Genomic DNA, 25,080 nt, shown 5'->3' on the forward strand with positions numbered 1-25,080 from the left:
ACATATCAATATACTAAAATAATTACGAGATAAGTGATGAGTGAAAAAATAGTACGTTAACAACTAGGGCGTGTGGAACATTCGCAAATTAGCACTGCTGATAGCTAAAATCGTTCCAGACTAGGCGCAAACTGACGCTAATGTCTAGACCTTGGCTAGGTTTGTAACAACGTCTGGGGCGATTTTAGTATCAGCCCGAGGGGGCGGGACTCTTTTTTGCCAATATATGGCGAAATTTTCTAACTTAGAATGACTAAGCGTCAAAAATTTCACTGCATATTGACTAAAAAATAGTCTCCGCCAGTGCCATGGTCGAATGTTCCACACGCCCTAACTAGATTTCAGGATCATCCTCATTAACAGCTTGTGCTAAGATCTTGGGTTCGATGTGAATTAATTTTTTGCCAAATCCACGAAGCCACCAGACTATTTGAGATGTCAGATTGACTGTAGCCGTGATAGTTTGAGTATTGTCGTCTTCATTTTCAATCACAACCTGATCCTCACTGAGACGACTTTCAATTAAACTGGTAGCGGCTTTTCCTTCAAACACTAATTTAACTTTGGTATTTTTGCCGTGATCAGGCAGGTCTTTAAATAAGAAATGGGCAAATCCCATGCCTCCAGAGTCCAGATATGTGTTTAAATCAAAGCCATCGGGTATAACAGTGGTAGAGTTTTCTACTGTCACGTCTGTAAAGCGGTGCAAAGCAAAGGTACGAATTATTTCTTTAGGATCCCCAATTTTAGTCGCTAAAAGGTATATTACAACACCACGTTGAATAATAGCGATGGGATTTAATCGGTATAAGCCTGGGTTATCATTATTGCGGCGGGTATAGCTAGCGGTAATTTGGTGTTCATAAAAGATAGCTTGATAAATAGAATCTTGACATTCTCGGCGTATTTTTGGTGCGATTAGCGGTTGTGTGGCAGGCTCGATACGAACGCGATCTAGCCAGTTATGGGTGATTTTACTATTTTTTAGTTGACGCCGTGCCAGATCAAACCAAGGTCTAAGTTCATCTAATATAGCGGGCGGTAAAAGCTGTAAAAGATTGGCCTCAACCATACTAAATGCCACTGCCTGAGACAAATTCATGTGAGGTAAGCTTTGGACAGGCGCATCATCTTTCCAGCGCCACCCTTGTGGGTTGGCATTATTTTTTTCAATGGGGAAGCGCTGTGCTAAGGCATTTAGGTCACGTTGCACAGTACGTAAACTGACATCAAAGTTAGCCAACCTTAACTGTTCATGCAAATGATGGGTTCCTCGCCAGCTTCCTCGCTGCAACTGGTTAAGAAGTTCCCATTGACGAGCGGTAGTGGCAGTACTATTACTTGATGCTTGACTGGCTCCTTTTTTTGAACCCTTTTTGGTAGCACTGGTAGTTTTATTTGCCGCTCTAATGTTGCTGACCATATCTTACCCATTGTCAAAAAGAATAATTATCAATTTATAGACTATTTCGTAATAGTTATTACAGTACAGCTAAAAAATAGCACATTTTACAATAGCATACGATAGCTGACGCCGTTTTTATTAAATTAAATGTGAAATTAGTCCTTTTTCTTATTATCAATCTGCTCAAAAGACGCTAATTTTAACGCTTATTTTTAGCCTCAGTTCCGTGTTCAGACTCCTCTTGTGCTTCAGGAGGGTTGAGCTGCTCTTCCCACTTTTTAAGGTTGTTAATAATCTTCCCAAATAGGCTTGATTTGCGATAGTGGCCTTTTTTATTGGTAGTATCTACCGGTGTATTTGACAAAATAGTCAGCGCTTCGCTTAACGTTTTCACCCCGTAAATATGGAATTTCCCAGCTTCTACAGCTTTAATAATATCATCGCGCAGCATCAATTGCGTAATATTTGCATAGGGCAGTATGACGCCTTGGTTACCCGTTAACCCTTGATGGGAGCAGGCATCAAAAAATCCTGCTACTTTCGCATTGATACCCCCCACCGCCTGAACTCTACCGAGCTGATTCATCGAGCCGGTGATACCTAATGACTGAGTAATTGGAGTGTCCGCTAAAGCTGATAGTAGGGCGCAAGCTTCGGCAAGCGTTGCACTGTCACCATCGATATGGGCATAGCTCTGTTCAAACGCCAATGACGCTGTAAAGTTTAGAGGTTGGTAAGGGCTCAATAACGCACGCAAGTAGCTGTTCATAATGAGCATACCTTTAGCGTGTAAGCTACCCCCTAACTCAACATCACGTTCAATATCTAATATATCTCCTGAACCAACACTATGTTGAACGACCGCTGTTAAAAGCGCAGGCATGCCAAATTCAGTATTTGCATAGTCTATGATAGTGAGCGCATTAATTTGACCTACGGCAGTGCCTGAGGTGCTAATCAGCTGTTGACCATTCGTAATCTCTTGTAAATAAAGCTCTTTTAGGTAACTTGAACGATAGCGCATATCAGTCAGAGCCTGCTTTACGTGCTGAGCAGTCACTAATGTAGAGTGGTCAATATCGGCTTGCCGGCTTGATTCCAGCATGAGCTGAATCATACTATCAGTATGCAGGCTCAGTTTATTTTGATCTTCACACTGCAAGCTCAGGTGTTCCATCACCAACGCTTGAGCAGTATTTTCAAAATGTTTTAATTGATATTTATGAATAATATCTGCCATTTTACCGGTCATTTTCAACTCATTGTCAGCACTCCGAATCACTTCGTTATGAAAATCAGCTCTTATTTTAAAAACAGTTGTAAAGTCAGGATCATGTTCAGCAAACTGATCATATAAGTCGGGATCACCAAGTAAGATAACTTTTACATTTAGTGGAATAGGTTCTGGTAATAGAGGGATTGTTGTCTGTTCTTTATTTTGATTGTAATTGGCTAAATAAAGGATGCCAGCTTGAATAATGAGTTTAAGCTCATGCCATGCTTTTGGTTGCTCAATTAAGTGATGGGCATCAATGATGATATAGCCGCCATTAGCCTTATGCAGAGCACCCGGTTGAATCATCATATGATTGCAAATGTCAGTACCTGACTGTGTCGTCTGATAAATATTACCCAGTAGTCTATTAATGGTTGGGTTATTTTCGAATACAATAGGCGCCCCATCTATGGTGTAAAGCAGTTTGGAATGAGTGATTGAATTGCTTGAACTCTGGTTGTTGAGGGTATTAAGGTCATTAAGGTTATAAAAAGCAGAGTGACTGTTAATAATATTAATATTGTAGCGATCAGGGATCAACTGAAGAGTATTGACACGGAAACGATCATCATTGCCCATCAAAATTGGAAAAGCATGTGCAATCATGTCATCTTTGAGTTGATTTAAGTAAGTAATAAGTGAGGGGTTGTCGAAATGGGTAGCCACTAAATTATCAAATAAAGGTATAATAAGTTCTTGTGCTGTAGTGGTGGCAACGCGTTGAAGTCGCTCAATTTCTTGAGTCATATCAGCTTGATTTAGCGGTATTAAGTTGGTTTCGTTATCATCATTCTTATCACCGTATTTACCGTTATAAATAGATATTTTTTCACTATAGGTATGGTTTAAATAATTTAAATGTACTGACTGAAAGATAAAAGGTGATTGTATTTTTAACTGATCGAAAGCCTGAGTAAGCTCTTGCCATTTATCAATAATATCTTGAGCCAATTGCTCGGCGCTACCTGCTTTTAATGCGATACTAAGGGGGGTTAAAGGCTGAGCAAAGTTGTAAACATAAATCCAGTCCACTATCGGTGCTTGTTTATGGCCCTGTTTTGATAAATATTGTGTAATAAAGGTGCGTTTACCAAGTCCATTTTCACCCACTGCAAAAACATGATAACCATTTGCAGAAATCTCAAACGCTGTTTTTAAGGCATTAATGGCACGGGTTTGACCAAAACTGATATCTAATTTCGGTGCCGTTTCTGTTGTTTTTGGCAACGATGAACCATCAGTATGTTTTTTTAGTTTTTTAAACATAACTTTGCAGCTATGCTTGATTTGCTGTACCGTTTGAATATCTATTGCTTTTTTAGTCGATGTCGTTTTACTGGGTGCTTTATTGCTAGCAATATCAAGATTAACAGTTGAGCAGACTTGCTTCGATTTATGCTTTGTTTTTTTGTTTATTTGCTTATTAGTAGCGTCTTTAGAGTGTGGCGCTTTAATGGGCGTATATTTTGGGGTAGGCATAATTGACTCAAAATAAAATACAAACTGTGGATTCGGGAACCGCTCATTGATTCGAGTAATCACCGATTTATTGATACGCAGTCTCATTCTAAACTGTCGAAGGATAAAGTAGGGATTGCGTCTCAAAAAATGTGGAACGTGCTATAATGCCCTGCTAATTTAAAGGGCTAAATTATTTTAAAGTTTGCCCATATTATAATACAGTATGGTATTAATAAATGATGAACACCTCTGAATTTAAAGTAATACATAGTCAATATAATGAGCTTAATGAGTTGCTATTACAGGCCATTGAAGAATTAAAGATAGATATCAACTCTGAGCAACAACGTCAGCTACTATTATATTTAGATAAGCTTCTGTTCTGGAATAAAGCCTATAATTTAACTGCGGTAAAGCAGCCGAAAGAGGCCTTAATCAAGCATGTATTTGATTGTTTGGCTATCTTACCTTATCTTAAGACAGGTTGTCTTCTAGATATCGGTACTGGAGCAGGATTGCCGGGTGTCATTGTGGCAATTTGTCAACCAAATCGAGAAGTGACGGTTCTTGACAGCAATCAAAAAAAGATTCGTTTTATTAGACAGTTGATTACAGAACTTGATATCAGTAATGTAACGCCGGTCGCCAGCCGTATTGAAAACTTCAATCCTGAAGAAGCGGATAAGTTTGCCGTTGTGACGTCAAGAGCTTTTGCAAGCTTGAGCGACTTCGTCGAAGCAGCGGCACCTAGAATGGCTGTAGATGGCTGTTTGCAAGCAATGAAAGGGCTTGTACCAGATGAGAAGGAAACTCAAAGTTTAGAGACAAATTGGGCGATCAGTCATATACCATTAACGGTGCCGTTTTTGCATGAGACCAGACATATTACTGAACTGTATAGACTGAAATAAATAAATCGGCCCCGAATACGTTGGTTTAATTTGCGACAAATTCTGACATAAATAAATCTGACATATTTAAATCTGAGATAAATAAAATAATTTTAAACAACCTGCTTTTATTGAGGTATTAGAGTATCCCCTATGGAAATACTGGCTATTGCAAACCAAAAAGGCGGTGTGGGTAAAACTACGACAGCGGTAAATCTGGCTGCAACGTTATACGCCAGACGCAAAAAAGTATTACTTATTGATTTAGACCCTCAGGGTAACGCCACATCAGGCACCGGTCTTGAGAAAAGAAGTCTTGAAATTAGTATCGCTGATGTTTTATTAGATGGTGTTGATATTACTAAAGCTATTTATTCTAGCCCTTCAGGATTCGATGTTATTGGCGCAAACCGTGATCTATCGGGCATTGATATTACTTTGATGGGTAAAAGTGACAGTCACTTACTGCTAAGTACGGCAATGGCGTCCCTAGGTGGCTATGACTACGTTATAATTGACTGTGCGCCAAGTTTAAACTTACTAACCATCAATGCTATGGTTGCCACGCAAGGGGTTATTATTCCCATGCAGTGTGAGTATTATGCGCTTGAAGGCTTAGCAGATTTGTCTCAAACAATCGATCGCTTAAAAGAACTCAATCCGCACTTGCATATTCGTGGCGTATTAAGAACGTTATTTGATGCGCGCAATACTTTAGCAAATGATGTGTCGGCTGAACTTGAGTCACATTTTGGCGACTTAATGTTTAAAACAATTATTCCAAGAAATGTTCGTTTGGCGGAAGCTCCCGCACATGGTATGTCTGTCATTGACTATGAAAAAAGCTCAAAAGGTGCTCAGGCTTATCGCAAGTTGGCAACGGAGATAGTTAATCAAAGTCGTCAATTATCCTTAAAATTGGATAGTTAATGGTGTTGTTTTAATTGTTATCTTTCAATTATCGTCTTTTAATTATCTTTTTCATGTAATAGATTATTGACTTAAAGGTTATATAGAGTACAGATTGATAAATTCATGGAATAAGCAAGGTTTGTGCTTGCAAGCGCTGCACAATTCATTAAAATGATAAGCCCTTAAATAGGGTGGCTCATTAGATTGTTCAACAGACCCTAGATTAGCGTTTATCTAAAGGCTATTTAGTTCGAGTTGTACTCTTTAACTTTAGTTTTATTCTATAGTTATACACTTTATGAGTGAATGATAATCTAACCTCATCTTTTTTTAACAGCTTTTAAATATTTTTTAAGTTTTTAATTATTCTTTTAATAATATTGACATCATTTGTGATCTTAAATTTGTAGACTTAAATTTGTAGATCAGGTAAGCAGGTAGTAGAGGATAACCGACATGGCAAAAAAGCGTGGATTAGCTGCAAACCGAGGGTTAGATGCTCTACTCGGGTCTATTAAAAAGGAAAAAGAAATTACAGCGGTTGCATTACGCGATGACATGCGCATTGAAGATGACAATTCAACGTCAGCTCAGTCCCCAACTGCTAATAATAACCAGGCTGACAAAAAAAGCAGTACTAAAGTTGCTAATACTCAGAAAAAAGCACCCGTTAGAAAAAAGCTTGTAAATAGTGATCTTGAGTCTAGCTCCGTGATAGTGAATGATGACGATGCAGAAGATGAAATGACATTGGTGCAAATTGATGTTGAGCGTTTGCAAGCCGGAAAATATCAACCTAGACGGGATATGAGTGAAACGGCGCTAAGCGAACTGGCGTCGTCTATTAAACAACATGGGGTTATGCAGCCAATCGTTATTCGTCCACTATTGGCAACTGAAGAGAAAGCTTCGGACCGAATAACCCATGAGATTATTGCTGGCGAGCGGCGTTGGCGAGCGGCAAAAATGGCAGGTCAGATTACTATACCCGCTATTGAGCGGGCTTTGTCTGATGAGCTAGCCATCGCATTGGCTTTGATCGAAAATATACAACGTGAAGATCTCTCTGTTATTGAGCAAGCCGCCGCATTGCAGCGCTTTCATACTGAATTTGGCATGAGCCATGCCATGATTGCTGAAGTCGTTGGGAAGGCGCGAACCACAGTGTCAAACTTATTGAGACTGAACCACTTGCATGAGGATGTTAAAACCCAATTAAATGATGGATATTTAGATATGGGGCATGCTCGTGCTTTATTATCATTATCTTCAGAGCAACAGCCTATTATCGCGCATAAAATTATCGAAGCCTCAATGACGGTTCGTGAAGCTGAAAAATTGGTTAAGTCTATTTTGAACCCAGAGAAAGATAATAAGCGTGAGTCTTCATCATCAAATATCGAAATTGAGAAACTAAATCAGCAGCTATCAGAGTACTTAGGGGCGACAGTTAAGTTAAAGCAAAAAAAGGGAGGCAAAGGTAGTATGGAAATATTTTTCCACAGCCCTGAGGAGTTAGAAGCCCTTTTAAAGTATTTTGAATCATAACTGTTTTCTAAACAAGTATCAGCCTCAATTGCTGCGTTTGATCTATCTAGCATAACGATATTAGTCAATATAAACGTCTGCAACTATAGTTTTAAGAATGCAATCTAAAAAAGGCATATGATGAGTAAACCATCAGACACAGATGCATCGCCCACGTTTTCCTCTAATCAGAATTCAAGCAATCCATCTACGAATGCTGTGAATCGTCTAGATAAGCCAAGTGGTTTACAAACCTATATTAGGTTATTAGGTTATGTAAAACAATATTGGTGGGCTATTGGATTAACAGTTATTGGGTTCTCAATCAATTCAGCAACTGAAATTGGTATCGCAAAGTTAATTCAATTTATTACTGATGCCATTAATAACGGTACTCAACAACAACGAAATTTATTCCCCTTTTTAATCATCCTTCTATTTTTTATACGAGGAGTAGGGTCTTTTTTAGGTAACTATTTCTCAGCATTAATTTCAAGAAATTTAGTGTATCAATTGCGGGTTGAAGTTTTTGATAAGCTTTTAAAGCTACCTAGCGCCTTTTTTTTAGAAAATCCTTCCGGGACTATCTCATCCAAATTAATCTTTGATGTTGAACAGGTAACCGCGGCCAGCACAGACTCTGTTAAAACTATATTGCGCGATGGATTAACGGTTTTCGGATTACTTGGCTTTTTGATGTATTCAAACTGGCGTCTCACGTTAATTTTATTTTTAGTGTTGCCCCCTATACTGTGGTTGATTCAAAAAGCATCGTCACGCTATCTGAATTTGTCAAAAGGTATTCAAAAGACCATGGGTGATGTGAGTCATATCACTAATGAAATTATAGGTGGCTATCAAGTCGTCAAAAATTATGGGGGTCAGTCTTATGAGCAAGCACGCTTTGAGAAAGCTTCCTTAAAAAACTTAAAGCAGGGTATGAAAATTGTTGTGACTAACAGCATTAATACGCCAGCTGTACAGTTATTAATGGCAGCAGCCATGTCTATCGTTATTTGGCTAGCCTTACGTCCAGAAGTTATCTCGAATACCACTGCCGGTGAGTTTATTGCCTATTTAACCGCTGCAGGCTTACTCAGTAAGCCAGTTCGAAATTTGACAGATGTTAACCAGAAGCTACAAAAGGGAATAGCAGCAGGAGACTCTATCTTTGCCTTACTTGATGAGCCTGAAGAAGAAGATACGGGAAGCAATTTACAGAAGGTAGACGGCGATATTCGTTTTGATAATATAACCATGCTGTATCCAGATGGTACTCAAGCATTGTCAAACTTCAATCTAACAATAAAAGCGGGTGAGACAGTCGCATTTGTGGGTAAAAGTGGGGCAGGTAAAACGACTCTTGTTAATTTATTAACACGTACCTTAGACCCTAGTAGCGGCAATATATTTATCGATGGTATACCCATCGATCAGATTTCATTGACGTCATTGAGATCTAAAATCGCTATGGTAAATCAGCAAGTCATCTTGTTTAATGATACGGTAAGGCACAATATTGCTTATGGTGACTTAGCACATAAAAGTGATGATCAAATCATTGAAGCTGCAAAAGCGGCATTCGCTCATGATTTCATTATGAGACTGCCTGAGGGATACGATAGCTCAATCGGTGCAGAAGGCTTGCAATTGTCTGGCGGGCAACGTCAACGATTGTCAATAGCGCGGGCTTTACTAAAGGATGCGCCTATATTAGTGCTCGATGAAGCGACTAGCGCACTAGATAATGAATCTGAATATTATATTCAACAAGCGCTAGACAATGTGATGCAAAATAGAACCACTTTAGTCATTGCTCACCGTCTCACCACCATCGAATCGGCTGATAAAATCGTAGTGATGGATGGCGGTCGTATTATTGAATCAGGTAGTCATGAAGAGCTTATGGCGTTGTCAGGTCAGTATGCGCATATGTATGCCAGAGACTTCTCAGATGCACAATATAACGCTATTAATGCTAAATAAATCTTATGAAAGATAAGTCATCACCACACAGCTCAAAAGTAGAGATGGGACTGATTAAGTCATGGCATTCTCAGAGTGGGTGGTTGTGGTTGATGCTGCCGCTGAGTTGGTTGTACGGGCTTGTCACCTATATTCGGCGAATAGGGTATCAATCCGGACTGTTTAAAAGCTATCATGCACCTATACCAGTATTGGTTGTGGGTAATATCACAGTAGGGGGTAGTGGCAAAACCCCACTAATTATTGAACTGGTGACATATCTTAATTCTCAAAATATCAAAGTTGGCGTTATTAGTCGTGGTTACGGGGGTAATCCAGCCTTGATGCCGCAATTGGTAACTGTCAATAGTGTACCAAGTGATGTCGGAGATGAACCTTGCCTTATTGCTCGTGAGACATCGGCTCCGGTGAGTGTCTGTCCAAATCGTCAACAAGCGATTGAATGCTTACTTAAAAACTACCCTGAGACACAGTTAATAATAGCGGACGATGGACTTCAGCACTACAGACTGCAAAGAGATCTAGAGTGGATAGTGGTAGATAGCATCAGAGGGTTTGGAAATCGGCAGCTTCTGCCAACCGGTTTTTTACGTGAGCCCATCAGTCGCTTAAATGGCGCTACTGTTATTTATCATCAAGCCCCTGCTTCTTCTAATCAAGTCCCTTCTAAGACAGTTGTTTCAGATAAAACAGTTGTTTCAGATAAGACATCACATTTTTCAAGCCTATCTCATTTACAATCGCCACAGAAAAACGATCAAAATACAAGTGATGATAGTAATAAACTGACAATGACGCTTATACCAGACCAGTTAGTCCCTCTTTTTAACCAAAATAAAAACGACAATGTTGCAAGCGGTAATATTAATACCAGTGGCAATGTCAATAAAGAGACTAACTTAAGCCCACAAACGGTTTATGGGATGAGTGGCATAGGTTACCCACAGCGTTTTTTTAATACGCTTAAAACCTTGGGTTATAACGTCATTGAAAAGCCGATGCCTGATCATCATCAGTTTACAGTCAATGATTTTATATCTTTGACTGATTATCCTATTGTGATTACTAGCAAAGATGCGGTGAAAGTTGCCCCTTTGGTGGCTGCACATCCCATGCTTCATAGTTTGTCAATATGGGTGCTTCCGGTTCGTGCTATATTATCTGAAAATTGTTATGCTACCTTATTAACTCAATTGGATAAATTAGGTGTCACCTCCTTTTAACTTAAACCTTAAGAGCCTGTATTCAAAACCTAAGCTTATGAATACAGGTTTTGAGTTATAGTCAGCGAACTATAGTAAGTGAACTATAGTCAGCGAACTACTAAACGGTTACAGCGTTAATCTCGTTAAGCCTACTGCAGTAGTACTTGCACACGGTTGCCTTGTAACCATTTTAGACTTCTTTGACGATATCAAAAATCAATGAACGCTCACCAAAATAAATCGCAAGAAAATAAATAACATAAAATAAGTCACCAAATACTATGTCACCAAACACTATGTCACCAAATACTAAATCTTTAAACGCTCAATCTTCAAATGCTAAAGTACATATCGTCATTCCCGCACGCTATCAAAGTAGCCGTTTACCCGGGAAGCCTTTATTACCTATTCATGGCAAGCCTATGATACTTTGGGTGGCAGAAAAGGCAAGCCAAGCGATGTTTGCTGATGACATGTGTATAGCAACCGATGATGATAGAATTGCAACAGTATGCAGGGAAGCAGGCTATGAAGTAGTCATGACAGATGCCAGTCATGCGTCAGGTACTGATCGCTTAAGTGAAGTCGCTCAGATTAAAGGCTGGGATGAGTCTGATATAGTAGTCAATATGCAAGGCGATGAGCCACTCGTTCCCCCGCAACTATTACAACAAGTCCATGATTTATTAGTCGAAAAACCTGACTGTGTGATGTCAACCTTATATGAGCCTATTGCAGACTATGAGGAGTTTATAAGACCTTCAGTCGTCAAGGTAGTGACAGATAATCATCAACATGCTTTATACTTTAGTCGCGCTCCAATTCCATGCGACCGCGACCAAGCTATGGCATCAACAACAATAAACTCTCAAGAAACTCATGAAAGTGAACTTGAACAAAGCCAGAGTAGCGAACAAGTTAACCGTTTAGGTTTGCCTAAAAATGCTTATCGACATCTGGGAATATATGCCTACCGGGTGAAATTATTACAAAACTTTGTTCGCTGGTCACCAGGAGTTTTGGAACGTCTTGAAAGTCTTGAGCAGTTAAGAGTATTGGAAAATGGGGGTAAGATTGCGATAGCCAAAGCGGCGCTACGATTACCACCCGGTGTCGATCTACAACAAGATTTAGATCGATTGAACGCACTTCCTATTAGCGAGTTGTTATAGTTTAACCTTACTTGGCATTATTTTAGGGTGTTGAGTGACCCAGAGTGTTATGCTTAATAGGGCTTTAAAAACATTAATATCGCATAATAAATTTGAATAACTGAACAGGCCGGGCAGTAGAAAAAATATGAATCAGGAATTAGATAATCATGTAGGAGTATACTTCGCCCCTGTATTACCTTGGCAGCAAACAGCATGGAATGATCTGTTAAAGCGCTATGATCGTTTGCCACATGGACTTTTATTTGCAGGAATGCAAGGTATCGGTAAGCGCGCGTTTGTCTGGCGATTTGTGGCGTGGCTACTTTGCGATAATCGAGAGCAGTCTTTAAATGTGAACAGTCAAAGTGTTACAGAACACACTACATTACAAGGAGCCCAACAACATACTCAGCAAGAGCATCAACTAACTGCCCAGCAAGGTGCTTGTGGTCACTGCCAAAGCTGTCTATGGTTATCTTCAGGAACTCATCCTGATCTTCAAGTTCTCCCCCAATCTAGTTTGCCTATGCAGTCTACTGAGGACACGCCTCAAGGCTCAAAAAATGCTCATTCCAAGAAAAAACCGACTAAAAGTAAACCTGCTAAGAAAAATACCAAAGAAACCCCGAAAACGTCAATCAAAGTTGATGATATACGAGAGCTGCAACCTTTTATAAGCCAGGGCAGTACTGGTAGAAGAGTGTGCGTCATTGATAATGCAGATACGATGACCGTGGCAGCTGCTAATGCCTTACTGAAAACGCTTGAAGAGCCGCGTGATGGTATTCACCTACTGCTGATATCCGATATGCCCGCTAAACTGCTACCCACTATTAAGAGTCGAGTACAGCAAGTGACTCTAGATCGCATAAATCGTGAGGAGGTCATTGGCTATTTAAGTAACGTTATTACATCAGACACTCGCATTGATTCAAGAATTGAATTTAGGGATAAGGAGGACTTAACTGCTAACATTGAACAGGCATTAAAGCTTTCCAATGGCGCGCCTTTGGCAGCACTTGATATGCTAAGTAGTGAGTGGTATCAGTATCGTGATACTTGGATCAAAGCTTGGTTGGCGCTACGGGCGGGTAAACGAAGCAGTATCGCTGCCAGTGACTATTGGCAAAAAACGTTATCGTTGGATGACTTTTTGAAGCTATCAGAGTTTATGCTAATGGATTTTAGTCGTCAAAGTGTCGGTATTCAGCCATTGCAACAAGATATTGGACTAGAAAAGTATGACTCAATATCTAAACTTAAAGTAGACGATATTCAAATGGTTATGTCGGCGATAGAAGATAATAAATTGGCTATTCAGCAAAATGTACAAGATAAAATGGTGTTCGATCAGCTAATGTCTATATTAGCGGCTTTATAATTTAATTTAAGATTCTTATACTTTAATATCAGCCATTTAATAACCTATAACTCGTTCTCAACTTATTAAAACTCATTGTAGGCTGGTGCTTTTAGCCTAGCAAATCAAAGCCTTTAAACTTAAAAAAAGAGCCCAATTGGACTCTTTTTTTATTCTTAGTAACTTGTATTAGAAACATTAACTATTTCTAATAACAGTACTATCTTAGAAAGTATAAAAAATGCCTATTTTTCTACGATACAGGTTACACCTTGACCGCCAGCAGCACAAATAGAGATTAAGGCACGGCCAGATCCTTTTTGATCCAGTAGTTTAGCAGCCGTAGCTAAGATACGACCACCGGTGGCGGCAAAAGGATGACCTGCGGCTAATGAAGAACCATTAACGTTTAATTTGTCACGATCTATAGAGCCTAATGGAGCATCAAGACCTAAACGCTCTTTACAGAAAGTCTCATCTTCCCAAGCAGCAAGAGTAGATAATACTTGAGAGGCGAAGGCTTCATGAATCTCATAGAAGTCAAAGTCCTGAAGGGTTAAGCCGGCACGCTCAAGCATACGAGGTACAGCATAAGCTGGCGCCATCAATAAGCCTTCTTTAGGACCACTTTTGCCAACGAAGTCTATAGCGGCAGTTTCTTGATGAGTGATATAGGCCAATGGTTTTAGACCATGTGCTTCTGCCCACTCATCCGTACCTAATAGTACGCATGACGCACCGTCAGTAAGTGGGGTAGAGTTGGCTGCCGTCATCGTAGGATTCGCATTACGCTTACCAAACACAGGCTTTAAAGAGGCCAGCTTTTCTAATGAAGTATCAGGGCGTAAGTTATTATCACGAGTTAAACCTTTATAAGGCGTAATTAGGTCATCAAAAAAGCCTTCTTCATAAGCACGTGCAAGGTTGTGATGACTCTTAACCGCCAATTCATCTTGTGCTTCACGACTAATGTTCCACTCTAAAGCGGTAATCGCTTGATGCTCACCCATGGATAATCCAGTACGAGGTTCACCGTTTTGAGGCGCTTCGATAAGGTCTTTTGGATTAATGCTGGTTAATGCGCTTAAGCGTTGCTTATTATTTCTTGCAGCGCCAAGTTTAATAAGGGCTTTACGTAGGCCATCACCAACAGCAAGCGGCGCATCGGAAGTCGTATCAACACCACCGGTAATCGCGGAATCAATAATACCCAATGCGATTTTGTTAGACGCTGCAAAGGTTGCTTGCAAGCCAGTACCACACGCTTGTGACACATCGTATGCAGGTGTATGAGGATCAAGTGCAGTGTTTAATGCTGATTCACGAGTCAAGTTCAGGTCACGGCTAAGTTTCAATACTGCACCAGCGACGATCTCCCCAACTCTTTCACCTTGAAGTTCATAACGCTCTACTAAACCATTTAAGGCGGCACTAAGCATATCAATATTACTGGCATCTGAGTAAGAACCATTAGAGCGTGCAAATGGGATACGATTGCCCCCTAAGATTGCAACACGGCGTGGTAGTTTTGACTCGTTAGATGATTTTGACATAGATTTATCCTTAGTATTGGTAGAGGCAATATTGTCGTTAGAATGTGATGATTCAGTTTTTTTATTGTCACCAGATGAGTCTTCTGTATTTGAAGCAGAAGGCTTAGCAGGGGTGTCTTTCTGAGTTGAACTGGCAGACTGAGACGCATTTTCTTTAGAAGATGAGTCTGATTGAGTAGATTCAGAACTTTTAGGGGAAGACTCTTTGGTATCAGTAGATGAGTCTGCTTTGTCGCTATTTGCTGATTTAGTTTTTACTTCAGTTTCTGACTCATCTTTAGCTTTAGGCTGATCATCAGTAGCCGTAAGATTATCATCTTGTTCTGCTTGTGCCTTTGCTTCTTGAAGAATTTTTTGTTTACGGGCTTTATCTTCACTGATAACGGCATCCGCTTCTGACTTAGGAGAATCAACCACATCCTCTTGAAGTTTTGAAAAGTCTACAGCCGCATCGTTATTGTTTGATTGAGACGTATTTTCTTCAAGTAACGCCTCACCACGTTTGCTAACTACAGTTGATGTTACTGTTGAAGAAGTTTCGGCAGATTTATTGGTATTTATGTTATTAGAGTTGCTCATTAAATCTATATCCTTTGAAATATGGAAGGTTTTTATCAGTCTACTGCAGTGGGCAGTCAAAACTTCTAAAGGTTAAATAAAATAATTGTTGAATAACTGTCTGCTTTTAAGCTATTTCGCAGCAATAAGTATGTTCAATATAACTATCTTAAGCTTAACTAGTATATTCACTCAAAACCCTACTAAATATATAGGGTAAAATCTATTTTAACAATGGTAACTGAGTATTGATACTTTTAACACTGTTACTTTTTAACATCGTTACTTTTTAATATTGTAGGTCAAGCAATATGCCAAAAGTTGTTCTATAATAATATAATGTTATCATTAAAAAGAACATTCATAACCTTCTGTTTAATTTTATCATATCATTAATAATAGACAATCCTATATCATGTTCACTTATGATATAAATGTTTCGCAAAATATGGCATTAGAAAAAGAGAATGTTTAAACCTGTTCTCATCTTATTAAAATTCAATGTAGGAATGTAGGCTGGTGCGTTTAGCCCAGCAAATCAAGACGTTTAATCAAAAATTCTGGGTTAAAGCCACACCATACGTTAACAGTTGAGAGTGAGGTATTAATTATATTTAAATGGCTATTCAAAATTGTCGGCATTGATATAAGGCAATAATCCCATAGACTATTTGAAACAAATTTGGGAGTAGTTTATATAGTCAATTCCTAAACAAGCTTAAAAACAATAAAAGCAATAAATGAACTGATGAGTCGTTATATTTGACGCTATTTAACGCATTTAAATTGAAACTAGTGTTTATTGGCACCATCAATACTGTAAATGAAACAATAAACTAAATTAGAATCAAGTATGACTCCGTTTTTTATTGAATTATAAAGAGGTTTTTATACTTCTAGAAGGTTTAATAAGAAGGTAGAAGGCTTAATAAGAAGGCTTAATTTTCGTTCACCCACCCTGAATTCTAACCAATTAACTATTAGGAGATTTTATGTCAGATCGTTATGGAGAGTTTGTCCAATCACCCCTTGGTAAAAAAGTTGCTAAAAACTTAGGACTACCTTTACCTGTTAAGTTAGATCGATTTGAAGCGGGAGAGAAGGTTGTACGTGGCAGTGTGCTGTTTGGGTCAGCATCAGGTGAGGATAGCAGCATTAGTGATGCTATCGCAACGACACTTAATGACTTACATGCTGAGGTATATGCCAGCGGCTCTGATGCTCATAAAGCATCATTAACGGATGCTGGCCTAGAAGCAAAAGACAGTGAGGGTCATTCTGAAAATTATAAAGTTTTAATTTTTGATGCTAGCAATATTGCCCATGCGCCTGATCTTAAAGAGATGTATGAGTTTTTTCATCCTGTGGCGCGTCAAGTGGAGAAGTCTGGTCGCGTAATCGTGATTGGACGTCCCCCTGAAGAATGTGATCGCATCGGTAAAACGTTATCGCAGCGATCTTTAGAAGGTTTTGTTAAATCAGTCGGTAAAGAATTCAAAAAAGGTATCACAGCACAGCTAATCTATGTTAGTGATGGCGAAGAAGCACAGTTAGATTCTACACTTCGCTTCTTTATGTCGGCTCGTTCCGCTTATGTATCGGGTCAAGTAGTACGTGTTAGCGCGGGTACTAACGTTGATATCGATTGGTCAAAACCTTTTGCCGGCAAGACAGTATTAGTCACCGGTGCAAGTCGTGGTATCGGTGAATCAATGGCGCGTGTATTTGCTCGTGATGGTGCGCATGTTATTTGTCTTGATATCCCTCAGCAACAAGCTGATTTGCAAAAAGTAGCGGGCGAAATTGGCGGATCTACATTAGCCGTCGATATTACCGCTGATGACGCTGGTGAAAAAATCGCAGAAGCTGCTGCAAAACGAAACGGTCTAGATGTCATCGTACATAATGCAGGGGTAACTCGCGATAAGACATTGGCTAAGATGGATGAAAAACAGTGGGATATGGTCATCAATATTAACTTGCAAAGTATTGCAATGATTAACGATTATCTCGATGATCATAATGTACTAAATGATAACGGAAGAATTGTCTGTGTGTCATCAATATCAGGTATTGCAGGTAATATGGGTCAAACAAACTATGCAACCTCTAAAGCAGGTGTCATAGGTCTGGTACAAGCAACTGCTAAGAAACTTAAAGGCGAGGGTAGAGGTATTACTATCAATGCAGTAGCGCCTGGTTTTATCGAAACTCAAATGACAGCTGCTATTCCATTGGCGATTCGTGAAGCCGGTCGCCGTATGAACTCAATGAGTCAAGGCGGATTACCGGTCGACGTTGCGGAAACTGCAGCTTGGTTAGCGTCTCCAGCCACTGGCGGTGTTAATGGAAACATCGTACGAGTTTGTGGTCAAAGCTTACTAGGTGCTTAATTGTTAAAGAGTAGACGTGGTGCATTCGCTTAACTTAGTTTATGGAAAGCTTTTTATATAGCTGGTATATAAGCTGTTATACATAGCTAGCTAGTAAAAAGCCGGCATAGACTACGGATACTATAACCACCTACAATTAAGAGCCATCACATCGATGGCTCTTTTTGTCATTGAAGCGTGAGGTGTACAGATTAGCGTTTAAACGTGTCCTCAAATTTAAGCTAAATATAACTTTAATAAAGGAATAAAAATGACAACTTCAGCCCGTGAATTTAAACGTTTGCCAGAAGCAAAAAAGACCTACCCCAAAGTTATCAAGTCTCTCCTCCCTATTATTGGTAATAAAGGTAAGAAGTCAAAATCTGGTGCAAAAGAACAAAAATCAACCTTACCTGATGCTACGTATCGGGTGAGTGAACTTAAGATCGACAAAGCAAATCTACAAGACTATCGTCGAATTTGTGGGTTTGCGGATAATGGACAAGTGCCGCCTACCTACTTTGCCGTATTATCACAATCCTTGCAAATGAACATGATGGTTGATGAGGACTTTCCGTTCGCGATGTTAGGGTTGGTTCATGTTGAAAATTCAGTAACTCAGCATCGCCGTATTGCAGATACTGAAACGTTTGACATGAGTGTTAGCTTTGATAATCTTCGTGATCATGATAAAGGTAAACAGTTTGATTTTGTGACTAAGGTTTACAGTGGTGAAGAGTTAGTATGGGAGGGAACCTCGACCTACCTTTCACGCCAAAAAACGGATAAAGCTACCCAATCAAGCAAGCCTAAAACCGTCAATCAAAAGCCAGAGGCTCAAAAGGACGATTTACACAGTATATTTGCAGTTCCAGAGGATATCGGTCGTCGCTATGCAAGGATATCAGGCGACTTTAATCTCATTCATATCCATCCTCTCACTGCTAAAGCATTCGGCTTTCCTAGAGCCATCGCTCATGGAATGTGGTCTAAAGCCAAGTGCTTAAGTTTGATGGATTTACCTGATGCATACACCGTAGATGTCGCCTTTAAGTTGCCTATATTACTGCCATCGGAAGTTGAATTGATTGGTGAAAATTTAAACCAACTGGATGCCTCTAAGTTAGTTGAGTTTGATTTATATAGTGCAAAAAATGATAAACCGCATTTAGCAGGCACTATCAAAAAACTATAGTCTTAGTGAGCGCTACACGTTTTCGTTTTTATTAATTTAATATTAGTTACTTAAGCCGAGTATTAGTCTCGGCTTAAGTAACTGTATCTTTTAAATATCGCAGTACTCTACGCTATCAAGTTTTTAACTTGGCTATAAAAGTCATCAACTGGATATGTTTTGTTAAGCTATTAAGTCTATTAAGGAGCCATAATGGCAGAAAATAATCATAGCAGTACGCTGAATGAAGTTGAGGTGAAGACACCTAATACTACGACTGCAACCGATAATAAAAGCCAAAATATTGAGCATAACAGCAATCAACCCCAGTCTCTTGAGGCGGCATTAGCAACTGCTTTCGAAGGGGCTAGATTTCCAGATGCCAATACAGTGGTTACAGGACGCCTTAACCCAGAAATGGTAGTTAAAGCGGCAGAAGTTGGAATACAACACATTATCAATCTTCAGCCCGAGTCAGAATTAACGTTTGATGAGAAAGCAGCTGTTGAGGCTCAAGGAATTGTCTACACTCATATACCCATCAGTGGTGCTGAGGATTTAAAGCAGATTAATCTATTGGAGTTTGATAAAGCATTACGTGCGTATCATGGGAAAAAGACCTTAATCCATTGTGGCACTGGAAATCGCGTTGGTGCATGTGTGGCCTTACGAGCAGGCTGGCTGCGTGGGCGAAAGCTGGATACTGCTATTCAACGGGGTAAAGACCATGGCTTAGATAGCCTGGAAGAAGAAGTGCGAATGCGTTTACTGGTACCTCGCTAGCATTCAGTGCTAATTGTCTTTTGCAAGTCAAGTAGACCCTAATACAGAATGAGTGACCATATGCACAACCTTCAAACAAAATTAACCCAAATAATGCAAACCTTGCAACTTGACGATGCGCCAGCCGGTGGGTCTTTGGTTGTTTATCATAAAGGCAAGCGCATTGCTGCGGCAAATGTTGGTAATGCCACACCTTATGAAGAATGGGATAAAGACACCTTATCGTTAAACTTCTCAACGGGTAAAGGGGTATTGGTTACCTTAATTCATATTTTGGTTTCAAATAAAATATTAGCCTATGATGACGCTATTGCCAAATATTGGCCTGAGTTTGCTACCTCAGCTAAACAAGATATTACCCTAAGAGACGTATTAACGCATCGTTCAGGGCTATTTAATATTCAAGCTATTACAGATAATGCTGATGATATGACGAACTGGGCTTTAATGCTTAATAGAGTAGAGCAGATGCAGCCCCAGCAGCCGTTTAATAAAAAGGTGGAAAGTGCTTATAGTGCGTTGGTGTCTGGATGGGTCCTAGGTGGTCTAATTGAAAGAGCGACGGGTATGACTTTAAACGCGGCTTTAGACACCTACTTAGCTGAGCCTCTTGATATCAAAGGAGATGTATATTTTGGTGTGCCAGAATCCAAACTAAGTCAAGTGGCCACGCTTGCAAAGAATTTTGATCATTTCGATAGTTTAATTGGTTTAAAGGCTAAGGCTAATTCTGAGTCGCCAGAGTCTAATCAAAGAAACCGTAAACCAAAACTTCGTGTAGAGACACCCTCTGTATTAGAGTCATATAAATCTCTACCGAGCTATCAGTGTTGGCAACACATTGTCAAAACAAAGGATAACTCTGATAACTTACTTAAAACTTTAGATATCGTTAATCTATATTTTGATATGAGAAATATTGATTTGCATGACTTCAAAGATGCGCTTCTACCGCAAGGTCGTTCCTCCTTTAATTATTATACCGCCAAGTCACTCATGTCTAAAATACCGGCTGCAAATAATGTGGCGACAGCAGATGCTTTGGCTAGAATGTACGCTATGCTAGCCAATAAAGGTATGTGGAATCAAAGACAGTTAATCAGCCCAGAAGTATTTGATGAGCTTTCAAAAATATACGTCGAGGGTAGTGATGCTATCATGCCAGCGGCAAATCCAAATAGCATGCTCTGGCGTTTAGGCTATCATCGTATTTTTAGCATATGTCAAGACCTGTCAAATATGAATAATGCCTTTGGTCATATGGGATACAATGGTTCGGTTGCCTGGTGTGATACGGATAGAGATCTCGCTGTGGCGTATGTTCATAATTATGATGTAACCATGAGTACCGATATGCGTCAGTTTGCTATTACTGAAGCCATACTAGAGATGGCTGATAACAAAATCGATTCATAGTTGCTATCAATGTTGCTTTCAATTAGACATTTTTAAAGACAGACATGATCCCATTACTCAGATTTTGTCTGATCAATGAGAAATGGCGCGACTATCCCATGTATAAAAATAGATATCACAATAATAATGCCCGTAATTAACCAGAGATCTGTAGCATCATCTAAGCTAAATACATCCTTATTGAGGGCGTAAGCTAAGTAATAAAATGAACCAATACCTTTAATACCTAAGCTTGAGATAATAAAACGTTCTTTATTAGGTAACTTTAGTCCACTTAATCCTATCCAGCCTGAAAGGGGTCGTACCACAAATAAGAATAATAAACTAACCGCATAAACTTGCCACTTAAGTTCGATACCCGAACTGACCGCCTGTCCTAACACAATCCCAAAAAACACCAATACTAGAGACATCAGTAGCCCTTCAGACTGCTCAGAGAAGTCATGTAATTCGGTATGATACTTGTGTCCAAGCTCACTACGTCTAAAGGCACACGCTGCTATAAATACAGATATAAAACCATAAGCATGAATGAATTCAGCCATTCCATAAGACAGCAACGTTAAAGATATGACGACGTAGCCCTGCGATATGGTAGTATTTTTTATGTTTTCTGCAAAGACTAGCTTAGCCATCAACTTACCAATAATAAAACCAACTGCAAGTGCAGCAACTATTTTCCAAAGGACATAAAAAGAGAACCACTCAAATATAAGACCCCATGTAAAGCCGTTAGCCTTACCAAAGTGTTCGGCAAGAACAATAGCTAAATATACAAAAGGGAAGGCCAATCCGTCGTTTAATCCTGCTTCTGACGTCAGTGCAAAACGAGGTTTATCCTCAGAGCCGGTATTAGGGGGTCCAACTTGAATACTGGACGCTAGGACAGGGTCTGTAGGAGCTAGGGCTGCCCCAAGCAAAATACAAACGGCAAGACTAAAACCAAATACGTAGTACCCAAGTGCGGCCATAACAGCAATGCAAATAGGCATCGTAACGAGTAACAGTCGTAGGGTCGGTCGCCAATACTTGTATTTAAATGGGGTATCAATCTTAATACCAGCCCCTACCAATGAGACCAGAACAACCAGCTCACACAACTTCTCAACAACGGTGCCGTTTTCTATAGGGCTCAAAAATTCAAGAGAGGTCCAAAAATAGCCCATAATCAAACCAAAACTCACCTGTAACATCGGTAATGACACAGGTACTCGCTTAAGTATAAATGGCGCAAACGCTCCAAGAGCAAATGCGATGCCACTGACTAATAAAAGTTGGTTGTAGTTTTCAATCATAGGCTAGGGTGTTTCTTCAATGAAGTGGCAGTTATCCCATTTTTAAAATAACTTATCCGATAGTTGGGTTTATCTTCCACGTTATATTAATTGTCAGAAGTAGTATTGTTTGTCTTTCAGAATATAGTAATTTTAGAATAGGTATGAATAATTAAGCTAACGAATAATTAAGACTGCACATAGCACAAGTTAAAGAGTATGAACACTTAGTTAAATGCAAAAATTAAGACATCAACTAATCGTTTAGCTATTACAAATAAGCTATTACAAAAAATAGAGATAATGCCGTAGTTTTAAAAAATTTAAAATAAAATTTAGGTAAGTAAGATTTATTAAACGTTATAATTTAGTAAATTTTGATTTACTTTCAAATGCTTACTCAGTTTGACTATTTAAAGTCTAAAAAGTCTAAAATGGTTGCAAGGCAACCGAGTGCAAGTACTACTAGAGTAGGCTTAACGAGGTTAACACTGTAACCTTTCAGTAGTTAGCTGACTATATAATAAAGCCTCAGCTTTGAACGATAATTCGTACGCGAAAAGTTAATAGCTAGGAAAGCAGTAAAATAGAATTTTTTAATATACAAGAAAACTTAAATACAAGGAAACTGAATTGAATATTATTAAATAAAAAGACACTAAAAAGCCAGCCGAAGCTGGCTTTTTAACATTGAATGTTCAAATAGAACACATAGTCTATTGATTTGAATTCATTTAATAAATTCAATGCGAACGTTAACTATTTAGCGCTCAACTTGGCTAACATCTCGAACAGCCCCTGTATCTGCACTGGTGGTCATGGCAGCATAGGCACGTAAGGCCGCACTAACATGGCGATCTCGGCTTACCGGTTTCCATGCTTTACTGCCACGCTTCTCCATTTCGGCACGTCGGATGTAAAGCTCTTCATCAGATATATCAAGGTTGATACTACGATTTGGGATATCAATGTGGATGGTATCACCCTCTTCAACTAAGCCGATGGCGCCCCCTTCAGCCGCTTCTGGGCTAGCGTGCCCGATAGACAAGCCTGAAGTACCGCCAGAAAATCGACCATCCGTCAGTAGTGCACACTCTTTTCCTAAGCCTTTAGACTTCAAGTAAGAAGTCGGGTAGAGCATCTCTTGCATTCCTGGCCCGCCTTTTGGCCCTTCATAACGAATAATAACAATATCACCTGCCACTATTTGATCCGCTAAGATACTTTCAACCGCGGCATCCTGAGATTCAAAAACACGGGCACGTCCTGTAAAGGTTAGGATACTATCATCGACGCCAGCAGTCTTAACAACACAGCCCCGCTCAGCGATATTGCCAAACAATACTGCAAGGCCTCCATCCGTCGAGTAGGCATGTTCTACAGATCGAATACAGCCTGACTCACGGTTAAGATCAAGATTCGACCACTCTTTATCTTGAGAAAAGGCTTGAGTGGTTCTCACCCCTCCTGGCGCCGCGATATATAGATCACGAGTTGCCTGATGATTTGGATGGTCTGTATTCATAACATCCCACATCTCTAATGCTTCTTGCAGGGATTTTGCATGTACAGTAGGAATGTCGGTCGTCAATAGACCTGCACGATTTAGCTCGGCGAGAATGGCAAACACACCGCCAGCGCGATGCACATCTTCCATATGGTATTTTTGAGTCGCAGGCGCTACTTTTGAGAGGCAAGGCACACGGCGACTTAGCTGATCGATATCTGCCATTTTGAAGTCCACCTCGGCCTCATGCGCTGCGGCTAATAAATGCAAAATAGTATTGGTAGAGCCGCCCATAGCAATATCGAGACTCATGGCATTTTCAAATGCGGCTTTGGTTGCAATGGAGCGTGGCAATACTGACTCGTCATCTTGCTCATAGCGACGTTTGGCCAAATCGACAATTCGGCGTCCGGCTTCAAGGAACAGTGCTTCACGCTTAGCATGAGTAGCGAGCAAAGAGCCGTTACCTGGTAACGATAGACCCAAAGCTTCGGTTAAGCAGTTCATTGAATTAGCAGTGAACATCCCTGAACAAGAGCCGCAGGTCGGACAGGCTGAGCGTTCGATTTCTAAGACATCGGCATCACTGACATTGTCATCAGCAGCGTCAATCATGGCGTCCACTAAATCAAGTTTACGAATCTCCTTGCCGTCGGCATTAACGGGTGCATCTAGGTTATGACTGTGTGCAAGATCTGATGCCAGCACTTTACCGGCCTCCATCGGACCACCTGAGACAAAAATAACGGGAATATTAAGGCGCATAGCAGCCATTAACATACCTGGTGTGATTTTGTCACAGTTTGAGATACAGACTAACGCGTCGGCACAGTGAGCATTGACCATATATTCTACTGAGTCTGCAATCAGGTCACGACTGGGTAGTGAATACAACATACCACTGTGACCCATCGCAATCCCATCATCGACTGCAATGGTATTGAACTCTTTAGCAACACCGCCAACTTTTTCAATTTCACGAGCAACCAATTGCCCCATATCTTTTAGATGGACGTGACCAGGCACAAACTGGGTAAATGAGTTAGCAATAGCAATGATGGGTTTATCAAAATCCCCATCTGTCATGCCAGTTGCCCGCCAAAGCGCGCGAGCACCAGCCATATTACGTCCAGAAGTAGAGGTTTTAGAGCGGTATTGCATACATCGTCCTTTTATTAACTTAGCGGATAGGTAACTCTAGCTATTGTAACGTATAAATACGCTTTTGGTTATAGCAATAAGTTTTTAACAAAAAGCGTTGAGGCGC

The 25,080-nt window shown here is 39.9% G+C and carries 16 protein-coding genes; 11 read left to right on the forward strand and 5 right to left on the reverse strand.

What is annotated here, in order from left to right:
* Window positions 1–334: 334 nt before the first annotated feature.
* Window positions 335–1,423 carry a helix-turn-helix transcriptional regulator gene (locus tag AC21OG_RS10440; RefSeq protein WP_487376545.1) on the reverse strand — a complete coding sequence of 363 codons (1,089 nt, stop codon included), beginning with the start codon at window positions 1,421–1,423 and terminating at the stop codon, window positions 335–337.
* Window positions 1,424–1,604: 181 nt separating this feature from the next.
* A complete protein-coding gene (locus AC21OG_RS10445; protein WP_487376546.1) occupies window positions 1,605–4,160 on the reverse strand; it encodes a Lon protease family protein in 2,556 nt (851 codons plus the stop codon).
* Between the two features lie 218 nt (window positions 4,161–4,378).
* Between AC21OG_RS10445 and rsmG the strand changes: the two genes are divergently transcribed.
* From rsmG to AC21OG_RS10480, 7 genes are all read left to right on the forward strand, one after another.
* Window positions 4,379–5,053 (forward strand): 16S rRNA (guanine(527)-N(7))-methyltransferase RsmG, encoded by a 675-nt coding sequence (rsmG, locus tag AC21OG_RS10450; protein ID WP_487376547.1) that lies wholly within the window; start codon window positions 4,379–4,381, stop codon window positions 5,051–5,053.
* A 132-nt stretch (window positions 5,054–5,185) separates the two neighbouring features.
* Complete coding sequence (locus AC21OG_RS10455) at window positions 5,186–5,962, forward strand: ParA family protein (protein ID WP_487376548.1); 777 nt, start codon at window positions 5,186–5,188, stop codon at window positions 5,960–5,962.
* A gap of 438 nt (window positions 5,963–6,400) precedes the next feature.
* On the forward strand, window positions 6,401–7,492 hold the full coding sequence (locus AC21OG_RS10460) for a ParB/RepB/Spo0J family partition protein (protein WP_487376549.1): 1,092 nt from the start codon (window positions 6,401–6,403) through the stop codon (window positions 7,490–7,492).
* Between the two features lie 120 nt (window positions 7,493–7,612).
* The gene (gene msbA, locus AC21OG_RS10465; RefSeq protein WP_487376551.1) at window positions 7,613–9,457 is read left to right on the forward strand and encodes a lipid A export permease/ATP-binding protein MsbA; all 1,845 of its coding nucleotides are present in this window, start codon (window positions 7,613–7,615) and stop codon (window positions 9,455–9,457) included.
* A 5-nt stretch (window positions 9,458–9,462) separates the two neighbouring features.
* Entirely contained in the window at window positions 9,463–10,680 is a 1,218-nt protein-coding gene (lpxK, locus tag AC21OG_RS10470) for a tetraacyldisaccharide 4'-kinase (protein ID WP_487376553.1), read from the forward strand.
* 278 nt (window positions 10,681–10,958) lie between these two features.
* Window positions 10,959–11,834 carry a 3-deoxy-manno-octulosonate cytidylyltransferase gene (gene kdsB, locus AC21OG_RS10475; RefSeq protein ID WP_487376834.1) on the forward strand — a complete coding sequence of 292 codons (876 nt, stop codon included), beginning with the start codon at window positions 10,959–10,961 and terminating at the stop codon, window positions 11,832–11,834.
* 127 nt (window positions 11,835–11,961) lie between these two features.
* Window positions 11,962–13,197 (forward strand): DNA polymerase III delta subunit-related protein, encoded by a 1,236-nt coding sequence (locus AC21OG_RS10480; RefSeq protein ID WP_487376555.1) that lies wholly within the window; start codon window positions 11,962–11,964, stop codon window positions 13,195–13,197.
* Between the two features lie 224 nt (window positions 13,198–13,421).
* Here AC21OG_RS10480 and AC21OG_RS10485 read toward each other — a convergent pair whose 3' ends face one another.
* Window positions 13,422–15,308 (reverse strand): acetyl-CoA C-acetyltransferase, encoded by a 1,887-nt coding sequence (locus tag AC21OG_RS10485; RefSeq protein WP_487376556.1) that lies wholly within the window; start codon window positions 15,306–15,308, stop codon window positions 13,422–13,424.
* Window positions 15,309–16,279: 971 nt separating this feature from the next.
* Between AC21OG_RS10485 and AC21OG_RS10490 the strand changes: the two genes are divergently transcribed.
* From AC21OG_RS10490 to AC21OG_RS10505, 4 genes are all read left to right on the forward strand, one after another.
* Complete coding sequence (locus AC21OG_RS10490) at window positions 16,280–17,680, forward strand: 3-oxoacyl-ACP reductase (protein WP_487376558.1); 1,401 nt, start codon at window positions 16,280–16,282, stop codon at window positions 17,678–17,680.
* Between the two features lie 250 nt (window positions 17,681–17,930).
* Window positions 17,931–18,854, forward strand: a complete 924-nt coding sequence (locus tag AC21OG_RS10495) for a MaoC family dehydratase (protein WP_487376560.1) — start codon at window positions 17,931–17,933, stop codon at window positions 18,852–18,854.
* Window positions 18,855–19,046: 192 nt separating this feature from the next.
* A complete protein-coding gene (locus AC21OG_RS10500) occupies window positions 19,047–19,616 on the forward strand; it encodes a protein tyrosine phosphatase family protein (protein ID WP_487376562.1) in 570 nt (189 codons plus the stop codon).
* A 60-nt stretch (window positions 19,617–19,676) separates the two neighbouring features.
* Window positions 19,677–21,032, forward strand: coding sequence for a serine hydrolase domain-containing protein (locus tag AC21OG_RS10505; protein WP_487376563.1), 1,356 nt, complete (start codon window positions 19,677–19,679; stop codon window positions 21,030–21,032).
* Between the two features lie 53 nt (window positions 21,033–21,085).
* Here AC21OG_RS10505 and AC21OG_RS10510 read toward each other — a convergent pair whose 3' ends face one another.
* The gene (locus AC21OG_RS10510; protein WP_486547140.1) at window positions 21,086–22,327 is read right to left on the reverse strand and encodes a cation:proton antiporter; all 1,242 of its coding nucleotides are present in this window, start codon (window positions 22,325–22,327) and stop codon (window positions 21,086–21,088) included.
* Window positions 22,328–23,069: 742 nt separating this feature from the next.
* The gene (ilvD, locus tag AC21OG_RS10515; RefSeq protein WP_487376565.1) at window positions 23,070–24,974 is read right to left on the reverse strand and encodes a dihydroxy-acid dehydratase; all 1,905 of its coding nucleotides are present in this window, start codon (window positions 24,972–24,974) and stop codon (window positions 23,070–23,072) included.
* Between the last annotated feature and the right edge of the window lie 106 nt (window positions 24,975–25,080).

The organism is Psychrobacter sp. CX5 (assembly GCF_057621535.2).

What these genes read in the sequence shown, in the direction of transcription:
- AC21OG_RS10440 (WP_487376545.1), bottom strand. Translation starts at nt 1,423, where the DNA reads ATGGTCAGCAACATTAGAGCGGCAAATAAAACTACCAGTGCTACCAAA.
- AC21OG_RS10445 (WP_487376546.1), bottom strand. Translation starts at nt 4,160, where the DNA reads ATGCCTACCCCAAAATATACGCCCATTAAAGCGCCACACTCTAAAGAC.
- rsmG (WP_487376547.1), top strand. Translation starts at nt 4,379, where the DNA reads ATGATGAACACCTCTGAATTTAAAGTAATACATAGTCAATATAATGAG.
- AC21OG_RS10455 (WP_487376548.1), top strand. Translation starts at nt 5,186, where the DNA reads ATGGAAATACTGGCTATTGCAAACCAAAAAGGCGGTGTGGGTAAAACT.
- AC21OG_RS10460 (WP_487376549.1), top strand. Translation starts at nt 6,401, where the DNA reads ATGGCAAAAAAGCGTGGATTAGCTGCAAACCGAGGGTTAGATGCTCTA.
- msbA (WP_487376551.1), top strand. Translation starts at nt 7,613, where the DNA reads ATGAGTAAACCATCAGACACAGATGCATCGCCCACGTTTTCCTCTAAT.
- lpxK (WP_487376553.1), top strand. Translation starts at nt 9,463, where the DNA reads ATGAAAGATAAGTCATCACCACACAGCTCAAAAGTAGAGATGGGACTG.
- kdsB (WP_487376834.1), top strand. Translation starts at nt 10,959, where the DNA reads ATGTCACCAAATACTAAATCTTTAAACGCTCAATCTTCAAATGCTAAA.
- AC21OG_RS10480 (WP_487376555.1), top strand. Translation starts at nt 11,962, where the DNA reads ATGAATCAGGAATTAGATAATCATGTAGGAGTATACTTCGCCCCTGTA.
- AC21OG_RS10485 (WP_487376556.1), bottom strand. Translation starts at nt 15,308, where the DNA reads ATGAGCAACTCTAATAACATAAATACCAATAAATCTGCCGAAACTTCT.
- AC21OG_RS10490 (WP_487376558.1), top strand. Translation starts at nt 16,280, where the DNA reads ATGTCAGATCGTTATGGAGAGTTTGTCCAATCACCCCTTGGTAAAAAA.
- AC21OG_RS10495 (WP_487376560.1), top strand. Translation starts at nt 17,931, where the DNA reads ATGACAACTTCAGCCCGTGAATTTAAACGTTTGCCAGAAGCAAAAAAG.
- AC21OG_RS10500 (WP_487376562.1), top strand. Translation starts at nt 19,047, where the DNA reads ATGGCAGAAAATAATCATAGCAGTACGCTGAATGAAGTTGAGGTGAAG.
- AC21OG_RS10505 (WP_487376563.1), top strand. Translation starts at nt 19,677, where the DNA reads ATGCACAACCTTCAAACAAAATTAACCCAAATAATGCAAACCTTGCAA.
- AC21OG_RS10510 (WP_486547140.1), bottom strand. Translation starts at nt 22,327, where the DNA reads ATGATTGAAAACTACAACCAACTTTTATTAGTCAGTGGCATCGCATTT.
- ilvD (WP_487376565.1), bottom strand. Translation starts at nt 24,974, where the DNA reads ATGCAATACCGCTCTAAAACCTCTACTTCTGGACGTAATATGGCTGGT.